A 9,014-nucleotide genomic window follows, 5' to 3' on the forward strand; every position below is an offset into this window, starting at 1 on the left:
AAGTGGATGAAGCGGATGACACTGATGATCGTCTCACCATGGAAAGTGCTCATGCACTTTTAAAAAGCTTAGGCTGGACGATTGAGAGAATCAATGAAGATGACCATATGGCAAGCTATCAATTGGCTGATCGTGAAGTAGATATTCTTTATAACGACGAAATTGCTAAAGATTACCCGCAATTTGATAGCGCCTTTATGATTAGCACGGGCATTCTTTCCACCGCTTGCAAATTCATTGATCCTACCCACACGGAAGATATTCCAGATATACAGCTTAATTTTGAAGCCAAGGGATTAGAAATCTTTGAACCAGAAGTCACTGCGGATCGTTTAACACAGGCGCTTGATGATGCTTTAGAATGGGCGGTAACAGACATTGACCTTTCTAAAAGACTTCGCTCTGATTATGGCACTGCTCCTTGGGAAAAAGGCGCCACGTCTAAAGCAAACGATACGGATTATGCTTTGCTTCATCTTGGCACTCTTGCTTTGTTGGGTGATGCTGAAACTTTGCAATCTTATCAGAAAAGCTTTACGGCAGGGGATCACCTAGGCTTTGACGAGAGCATCAACAAAACCCACCTTGAACGTGCATTAGCTTTAGCCAAAGAAGTAGCAAAGATGAAGCAACTGAGCTACGCTTTAATTAAACAGGTGGCAAAAAAGCTTGATGATCAACAAGAGGTTACCAGCAAGGAGCAACCCCGCTCGTGGAAAGAGAAAATAGTCAATTTTATCGGAAAAAAAGACAAGAAATAGCACCTAAAAAATATCAAAAAGATTTCAGAAATTTAGAAAATAAGACGCGCTCCAAAGCCTTGATCACTAGTTGAGAAACTCAACAGTGGTATGGCTCTGATCATGGTTTTGGTGCAAGATTTTAAGGAAACAACCTATAAAAAAGATCTATAAAATTATTCCATAGATGATCAAAATCCCTTTTAATGGATTATTGTCTATTTTATCGGTTATGTCTTTTTATTTAACAGACGAATCTTATGATTTTAGTGAATGATTAAAATGTGCTTTATGAAAAGCATATGATCCTTTAAGCCTTTCAAAAGATAGCTTGTAACTCATAAGAAATGCTATCAAGACCATTATGGTTATAAGTTTTGGAGGTGCTTTTTACGCCCCCCCCTTTACATATTTTTCAATAAAAAATAAAAGTTTATTATATTTCAATATGTTAACTTTTATCAAGTTTCCAAAAAAACAACCTATATCAAAATACAACCTGTAAATTCAACTAATGCTATATGTTTTGTAGGGGTTTTGGGGGGTGGAAACATTCAAAACCTATAAGTAATATAAGAAAATGAATATACATAACTCTCTTTAAACAAAGCTTCTGATAACAATAAAGCTATCATTTTAGATTACGGTATAATCTTTTAAAGGCAATGTAAAAAAATCTAATTCTATTTAAGAGTGGATTTCTTAAAAATCTTAAAGCAATCCAAATAAGAGTATCTAAAAGTGCAAATGATTTTTTTTTAGAATAACGCATGATAAATTATTCCTTTTAAGATTATAGGTAATCAACTCACAAGATGATACGTTTAAAGAATTTACAAAAGTCCATTAAAGAGATTTTGATAACGTAATTATTTCCTATCTTAGTTTATCTCATAACAGATGATAAAATAGACTGTTATTTAAACTAATACATAAGCGGCTTTAATAAGATTGGCATGCCCATTATGTGAGCATGCTTTATAAGTTATTCAGTTTCTCTAATTTCTAGTTTTGGTAGGTTCTTAACGATTTTCATTGTCTCTAAACTTATGGTAATAACCCTCTGAAATAACTCTAGAGGGTAGGCAGGGTTGCCAACGGTTTCAACAGCATAGCGATTGGCATCATTGACAATACCACTCTTTTTATCAGTCTTAACGCATTGACGCCCCATAACCCATTCAAGAGCGGGTTTACCATTGACGATATACTTATAAGCTTCAAGAGGGATATCTGTTATTGTGATATTGCTGTTATAAAAAACAGTCGATTTATCTTTCTCTTTACCTGCTTTTGCGAATTTCATTTCAGTTACGTAATAGAATTTTTCGGGATTAGAGATCTCTGTAACTTTTGGATAACCCTTTTTAAATGTGACAGGATAAGGTTCCACATCTTCATAATTTACATGCAAATGACCCAATTCACGCCCAGCTGTTACAAACTTCCAAAAATCATCAGCACTCTTTACACACGGGATACGAGGCAATTCTTTAGAGAGGTTATCAGCATAACGAGCACGGTAATCTTCTGAATGAAGTAGACCGTAAACATAATAGAATAGATCATCTTTAGTGATAGATTCATTCGGATAAGCGGCTTTAAAATGTTCTAGCCCCTCATCAGTAATAGCATCACGCCTTTGTAAACCAGATGTTGTGTTTTCTTCTGTAGAATCCGTAAATAAATAGGATTGTTTTTCACTTTTACTTTTTGAAACTGGAGTGTGTTCGTAAAAATATCTTGGAAAGCATTGACCTTTTTCTATTGCATCTAAACTAGGTAAGGCTTTATTCATCAATACAGAAAATCTTCTTGCTCCTATACCTGTAATTTGTATTACCATATTTTCAACCGTTTCCCCTATCGGAAATATTCGCGGCATTTGTAAAACCATTTCATTAAAGGCACGATTGTAATAGAGCCACTGTTGTGTAAAAGGACGATATAAACTTTGCATAAGGCATGTAGCTTCAAATTTAAAAATCTTTCCTTTTGCTAAATCTTGTTTAAGAGCACGGCTCCAACTGATTTTTCTGGCATCTGTATTGACGAAATTGTCTACAACTTTTGTAAGTGTTTTACGATCAACATGTCCATAAGCATTATTAAAACGCTTTACTTCACTGTTATAGAAGGCAATCATATTACTTATGTTTTTAGCTAAAACTTCATGGCTTGAATTGTATACCCAAGCATCACGGCTAGTTACAACACCACACGAAAAATTTTCAAAAAGCTTTTTACCATGACCTTTCTTAACACCCATGGCTAAAAATGCTTTGAAATTGTTATCACGTTGACCAAGCCAATCACCATGTTTATCTGGTGTGATTATTTGCCAACCTTGTTTACTTCGTGTAATACCATTAATGCTACCAAATTCTTTAATTGTTTTAAGCTTTTTTTCTCTTGTGAGGTAATCTCCAATATCACGGAAATATATTTTCCCCTGTTGTTTGGATTTTGGATTTTTTACGAGAATAGAGATAGCAATAGGGGCTCGAGAGCCTTCACCAAAAATTCCACCACTTTCTTTCTTACGCTGTTCTCCAGACGTTCGTGCATTTCCCCGTAAATGGAAAATATAAAGGCTTGAAAATTCTTCAACTAGGCATTTGCGTAAACCATCCATAGATTTTGTATCTATATAACTTGCATTTGTAACAAAACCAATCACACCACAATCTTTTATACGGTCACTTGCCCAGCGAATGGCACGAATATAACTATCATAAAGATTTCGCATAAGGCTTGCTTTAGATTGAGCGGCGTAAGTTTCACCAATACGGTCATTTAATATCGGATAAGGCGTATTCTTTGCATTATCATTAGCACTTTTTTGACCAGTTGAATAAGGAGGATTGCCAAAAATAACTTCAATATTGAGATTTTTCTGAAGTTCTAAATATTCACTGTTTTCCTTTAATAGACGTTGTATTAGATCTTGCTTTTTTAGCGTCTGAAACGTATCAGCCAAACCAATATGCTTGAATGGGATATAATTCCCTTTCATAAGACCATGATAGGTTGCTTCAATATTAATGGCTGCTATGTAATAGGCTAAGAGAACAATCTCATTGGCATGGATATCATAACGGTATTTATATTCCATATCCTCTGGTTTTATCAGTTTAGATTGTAACAGCCGTGTGATAAAGGTCCCAGTTCCAGTGAAAGGGTCAAGAATGGAGATACCTCGTGAACCCAGGCTTTTTCCAAATTCATTGCGTAAAATATCATCAACAGAATGAATGATAAAATCAACAACTTCAATGGGGGTATAAACAATTCCTAATTTTTCTACTGTACGCGGAAAAGCGTAACGGAAAAATTCATTATAAAGCTCTACAATTAAACTTTGTTGTGCTTCAAGAGTGGTAATTCCACGCGTGTAAAACTGTACACTCTTAGAAATATTTTTGAGATCTTGAGATTCTTCTTTAGGAGTAACTTTATCAAGGACATTGAGTACACGTTGTAAAGCACAAGATACGGGATTCTCTTGAACAAACTGATGCCCCTCAAATAAAGCATTAAAGACTGGACGCGTCACAAGATGTTGCGCAAGCATTTCAATCGCATTTTGTTCGGAGATAGTTGTATTTAAATTACTACGTAATTCGGTCATAAAATCATTAAACACCTGCCGTGTTTCAGTTTCTGATTTCGTCAAAACCTCAGTTAAGCGTATGATATGAGTTTGAGCAAGATCACCAACATTTATTGCCCATTTTTTCCAATAGCTAGGGTCGTAAAATCTATTAACAATAGCAGTTTTAATGACATCTTTACATTTAGAAAAAAGGGGGAGTTCACCTTGTTCTTCACATGTGTGAGAAGATTCGTAAGTTGCTAACCCAATATTAAGTCCTGAATACTCTAATTTTGAGCGTATAGGTAAATCATCAATAACCGTGGTCGTATCTTCTAACGCAAGTTCTTGAGAAGCAGCAACAATTTCAAGAGCATCGCTTACGTCTTGTTTTTTGTGCATATGGTGAATTATTTTATTAAAGTTATCATCATGGGCACGTAAAGCATTGAGAACTTGCCAGATGACATTATACTTTTGGTTGTTTTCTAAGGCTATTTCCGGCGGAATATCAGCGGGTATCCCAACGGGTAGAATGATATAGCCTCTTTTTTTACCCTCTGCTCGACGCATTACACGTCCTATTGCTTGAATAATCTCAATTTGACTTTTGCGCGGGTGTAAAAATAGAACAGCATCAAGAGCAGGAACATCAACACCTTCAGAAAGACAGCGTACATTGGTAAGTACACGACACGTATTTTCCCCCGCATCTTCCTTTAACCATTCAAGTTGTTTTGTACGCTCTTTAGCACTAAAGGTTCCATCAATATGGGCAAGGGTACAATTAAGAGGAGGAGTATCTTTACAGTTCTTATGAAGAGCGCGCAAAGATTCTTGCACTTTTTCTTTTTTGAATCTCTTGCATATGCGTTTAGAAGTCTCAATATCTTTGCAAAAAGCTAAAGCTCTACGCATGGGTTTGGGGTCATCTTTAAGATCAAGTTTCAGATCCATTTTAGTAAGGGCTCTATAACAGCCATTAATCTTGGTTCTATCGTCCAGAATAAGTTCATAATTCTTATCGGTAATAAGATGTTGAATGGATTGGCTTACTTCTTCTTCGTTGACAACTAATATGATAACTTTACAAGGTGATAACAGCTTATCCTCTAAAGCACGTGAAAAGTTGTAAGTGTAAAGTTGTTTGCCATAGAGTTTTTCATTATCCATGGACACCAAAACGTTATTGGATAAGAAAGCATTCCTTTTCAGCTTATCACTAAAGATCTTTGGGGTTGCTGTCATGTAGAGGCGTTTTTTGCCTCGAATAATGCTATTGTCATGAACCTTGATAAATTCAGATTCATGCTTGTCTGTTCCCAACACAACACCAGTTGTTCTATGCGCTTCATCGCAAATGATTAAATCAAATTCGGGTAAACCATGCTCTTTTTGCGCATCCGAAATCACTTGGATAGAATGATAGGTTGAAAAGATGACCGTCATTGCATCTGCTAGGTTTTCACAAGCTTCTTTGGCAAGGGCTTTTGCATCTGTTGTAGCAGGGAGAACAAGGTCTGATGTTTCCATGCCAACAATATCATCTTGGTTTTTACGACGCTTGCCTACTTTTGTATCCGAACACACCGCAAAAGAACGCAAGGGCACTTGTGCATCGGCTGTCCATTCACGGATCGTTTGCGAGACTAAAGCAAGAGAAGGCACCAGAAACAACACACGCTTGCCTTTTCCTGCTATGTGTTCTGCTATCTTCAAACTGGTAAAAGTTTTACCCGTTCCACATGCCATAATCAGCTTGCCACGGTCTGCTTCTTTTAACCCTTCACAGACTTTCTTGATGGCTTCTTCTTGATGGGGACGAGGCTCTTTTGTTGATTTCAGAACAACTTCTTTTTTCGTTGCAAATATTTGCCAGTCTATACGACTGTTTTCCATATGACGAAGATCAATGCGATAAACGGGTATCGCTTGTCCTTTGATCATGGCATTCACATTGTCACTTAATTCCACTTCCGTGGTATCAACGAGAAGGCGATATTTAAAGATGTCTTTTCCAGAGGCAGCGATAAAGCTATCAATATCTTTTTTACTGATCTGATGGTCAGCTTTATAAAATTTACATTGAATAGCCACATAGCCCTCTTGATGACGAAGCTTTGCCACCAGATCAATGCCGATATCATTTTTATTCCAATCTTCACGCTCTGTTGCCCATTCATAATAGCTCTCAACCGTTTCATATCGTCCAAAATGGAGAGGGTCATGCATAAGATAAGCCATGACAAGATTTTCGAACAATGTTCCCAATTCACGGGGTGATTTTGCTTGTTGACGATAATATTCTAAGAGAGAGCGTAAAGAGACATGTTCATGATCAGAATGATGAGGGCGAAGCATAAAGAATAAACTCCATAACAATATATTCTATTGATTAATTCTCTTCAAAAGAATCAAAATGAAGTTAATTAAATCCATTTAGGACAAATAGCGAGTATCAGAAGAGGTAAAGTCATTCAAAAGCGGATAAATTTTTTTCAAAAGGTTTTTTAAAGGCTGTTTATCCACAGCCCATGAAAAGGGGGCAGATCAGCAAAATAGTGAAATTTGCTGTTTATTTGATGTGTTAATTGACCTGTTAATCAAGACAAATGCACCATGGACTTTAAAACATCAGAATGAGTATTTTGATAAGTTTTATGAATTATTTTATAGATAGGTTTTGTCTGTTTTTACCCCCCCAAAACACCTACAAAACATATATTATTGGTTGAATTTATAGGTTGTAATGTCGATATAGGTTGTTTTTTTAGATCTGTAAAATATTAACCACTTGAAATATAATAACTTTTATTTTTGACTAAAAAATATATATAAAGGGGGGGTAAAAAGAACCCCCATAACCCCCAAAACTAATGATGGGGAGTGCTTTAAAGGTTCACTGTTATATTGTTTAATGTTTTATAAGATTTCCAAATTGCCTCAGTGTGATGTCTTATGACTTTTCACTAAGGGGTGCCATTCATAACGTATGGTAGGTCGACCGCCTTGGGAGTTATTCTCTCCAGAGATTTCACGAATATAGTTACAACGACATAAAAGCTCTAAAGCTTGCTTAACGGTTTGATTGTCTGTTAAACATTTCCAATCACGTTTATAAACATCCCTTGCTGTAAAAATATCGGGTAAATGATCACAGCGTTCAACAATTAATTTTGCACGCTCTGCTGTTAATGTATCATGCGCCGCATAAAGACGTTTTGCATGGCTTATCAGATATTCTTCCCAATATAAGGCTCTCTCAAGGGCATCTCTATTGATTTCAAAACGCCCCCCTTCACTCAATTCAAAAATCAATGCAAGGGTTGGTATGGTTTTATTCATTTTCAAAAGATGCGATTGTAAACTTGATGAGAAATGACCTCCTTTGATTGTTCTTTGAAAATTTTCCCACCATACACGAAACATTTCTTGAGCTTCAGCAGAAAAGCGTATGGTAATAGGGTGTTTTGGTGATCCTAATGGTTTATCATAAAGAGAACGAAAAATTCCTTGATAACTTTCCCATGCCTTTTGATTGGGAGGTCTATCAACCCATAACCGCTCTTTTCGTTCATCGGGCCACACCAGCATTTGAAATCGTTGCAATAAGCCGTCATTATTTGTTCCATGGTGCATTGCTTGAATAATGGGAATAATCCGTGAAGGTTGAATGCCCCCAATAATGGAAATGGTTGCATTGGGAATAAAAATGGTTCCACGTCCTATACGGTCATAGGTGTATGATTTTTTGCCATTAAAAGCTGTTAGATAAAAAGAACGGTCTGTTTGATATTCCTTACGTTCCAGATTGGCTAAAAAACCAGACAATTCATCAAGCACCATTAAGAGACCACGGGGGTTTCTTTTAAGAGTTCCCTAAGCTTTTCAACCATGACATCATTGATAATAAAACGAGAGACATCATCATCATGGGTATTATCTTTAGAAGGGGCTTCAGACAAAAGAGCACGGGCTGTTTCAAGATCTCCTTTTTTGATCGCTTTATGGGCTTGTTTTTCCTTTTCTCGTTTGTCTAAAGTTTCAAATCTCTCTTCAATTTCTTGTTTTTCTTTCTGTTTTAACCACTCTTTATACCATTGCTTTTGAAGGCAAGTAATGGGCGCTAAAGCGGCTTTCATGGCTGGTGTTTTATATGTTGATGATTGACCAATAAGAGCGCCCCAGAGATTAGGGACAATCGTCCAATCATCATATTGTTTTGGAGCAACCCGCACGCCATTACCAATGACAGCCGCCAAACCGCATAAAGAAGAGACAGCAATAAAATCCATTGGAGCTTGTTGACGCTCTGAAACGTCATAAATATAGTCCATGAATGGCATTGGGAGCTGTAATGGATTAAAAGGCTCGACGGGTAAGAGAGCCGTAGCAATCGGTTTTAATTGCCCCCAACCATTTTGTTGCAAGGCTTGTTCATAAGAAATGGCTTTTAAACAAGTATTATCATTTAAAGAAACATTATCGTTATCATTGACGGGAGTATTTTCATTATTGTTTTGTAAATTACTATCTTTCATAGTTTCCCTCTTTTAAGAAAGTAATACGTTATTAAAATCAGTTCCTTTTGGAGCTTGTATCATAAAGACCTCAAAGCCTTGGCTATAAGCACGCTTTGCAAGGGTAAAACCTGCTTTACGACCCGCATCATCGCCGTC

3 protein-coding genes and 1 pseudogene are annotated in these 9,014 nt (G+C 36.5%); 1 reads left to right on the forward strand and 3 read right to left on the reverse strand.

Going from position 1 to position 9,014, the window contains the following annotated elements; translation table 11 throughout:
- Window positions 1-761: DUF6990 domain-containing protein (locus ACFINF_RS08280; protein ID WP_375620458.1), on the forward strand; the 761-nt coding region annotated here is incomplete at its 5' end.
- Between the two features lie 964 nt (window positions 762-1,725).
- Here ACFINF_RS08280 and ACFINF_RS08285 read toward each other — a convergent pair.
- The 3 genes and pseudogenes from ACFINF_RS08285 to ACFINF_RS08295 all read right to left on the reverse strand — a co-directional run.
- A complete protein-coding gene (locus ACFINF_RS08285) occupies window positions 1,726-6,696 on the reverse strand; it encodes a DEAD/DEAH box helicase (RefSeq protein ID WP_375620459.1) in 4,971 nt (1,656 codons plus the stop codon).
- A gap of 582 nt (window positions 6,697-7,278) precedes the next feature.
- A pseudogene (locus tag ACFINF_RS08290) lies at window positions 7,279-8,876 on the reverse strand (YfjI family protein).
- A 12-nt stretch (window positions 8,877-8,888) separates the two neighbouring features.
- Window positions 8,889-9,014, reverse strand: a 126-nt coding sequence (locus ACFINF_RS08295; RefSeq protein ID WP_375620460.1) for a toprim domain-containing protein, incomplete at its 5' end; no start/stop codon positions are given.

This window comes from Bartonella sp. TS25HLJMH, from assembly GCF_042193505.1.
Lineage (GTDB): Bacteria > Pseudomonadota > Alphaproteobacteria > Rhizobiales > Rhizobiaceae > Bartonella > Bartonella grahamii.